This is a genomic window from Pedobacter nyackensis, assembly GCF_900176505.1.
GTDB classification, from domain to species: Bacteria; Bacteroidota; Bacteroidia; order Sphingobacteriales; family Sphingobacteriaceae; genus Pedobacter; species Pedobacter nyackensis.
Genome location: NZ_FWYB01000032.1, coordinates 1 through 1,224, shown reverse-complemented (window position 1 = coordinate 1,224; position 1,224 = coordinate 1). Strand labels below are relative to the sequence as shown.

The 1,224-nt window shown below is 35.5% G+C and carries 1 protein-coding gene and 1 rRNA gene; both read right to left on the bottom strand.

Translation table 11 applies throughout. The annotated features are described in order from the left end of the window. Window positions 1–301 precede the first annotated feature (301 nt). Complete coding sequence (locus B9A18_RS24910; protein ID WP_084292627.1) at window positions 302–874, bottom strand: GNAT family N-acetyltransferase; 573 nt, start codon at window positions 872–874, stop codon at window positions 302–304. Between the two features lie 100 nt (window positions 875–974). Beyond that, a 5S ribosomal RNA gene (gene rrf, locus B9A18_RS24905) occupies window positions 975–1,086 on the bottom strand. Window positions 1,087–1,224: the final 138 nt, after the last annotated feature.

The following is a 1,224-nucleotide window of genomic DNA, read 5'->3' as shown; positions in this document are numbered from 1 at the left end:
ATGCAAAAGTAGGAAAATTATACGCCCCCACAAACTTAAATACAGTATTACTTGTAGATTAAACTTAACGTACTATGCTTCAGCTATAAAAAATAACAAAAAGTTAAAAAATAAATAATCAAAAGTTAATAAAAGCAAAATTCAACAGGTTTTAAAGCAACAATACATTTATATAAATCAAAGTATTTAACACCACTACCTCGACTAATCAACAGGATATTAGTCGGAAGGTCATCTCATAGAGACTAACAATTCACCTTACTTATATCATCATTATAGTTTAGCACCGTTTAGAAATTCATCAATCTCCAAAGAAAGCTATCTCTTCCTCGTCATTTAGGATCTCATAAAGTACACATTCTCTAAGTCTTTCACTGGATTTAAGTAAAGGATGATTAAAAACCTTTACTTCTTTCATTCCTATCTTCTGCATTACGCTTACAGACGGCTCATTGACTTTAGGAGCTATGGCATTTATGGTCTTCAATTTTAAATCTTTAAAAGCATAAGCTATACATCTCTTTGCACCTTCAGTCGCAAAGCCTTTGTACCATTGCTTCCTATCTAAACGCCAGCCAATATCCACGCAGGGTGTAAAGTCCGATTCAAAGCTTTGAATAGACAATCCTATAAATCCAATAAATTCTTTTGTATCTAATCTTTCCACAGCAAAGTAACAAAAGCCTCTTTCTCTGAATAACCTCTGCATTCTTTGTACAAATTGCCTGGTTATTTCCATAGCCTGGATACCAGGAAAAAACATCATCACTTCGGGGTCTATATTTATAGTTGCGAGTTTATCGATATCACTTTCAAGCCAATCTCTAAAACCTAATCTTTCTGAATTAAAAATATAAAGTTCGTTTGAGTTCATTATCCAAATCTAATTTAACAAATATACAAAAGACCACTTCTGAAAACCTGTATAAACAAGAAATGCCGCTAGTCATTATGACTAGCGGCATTCTTTTAAGATTTGGCACCGACCTACTCTCCCACGTGTTACCGCAGTACCATCGGCTCTGGTGGGCTTGACTTCTCTGTTCGGAATGGGAAGAGGTAGACACCACCGATATAGGCACCTAAATATTTTTAATATCTTTTAATTAGTAAAGTCCTTCGTTTTAATAGAAAAGCCGATAGTCTTCTGACTACCGGCTTTCTTTAAGATTTGGCACCGACCTACTCTCCCACGTGTTACCGCAGTACCATCGGCTCTGGTGG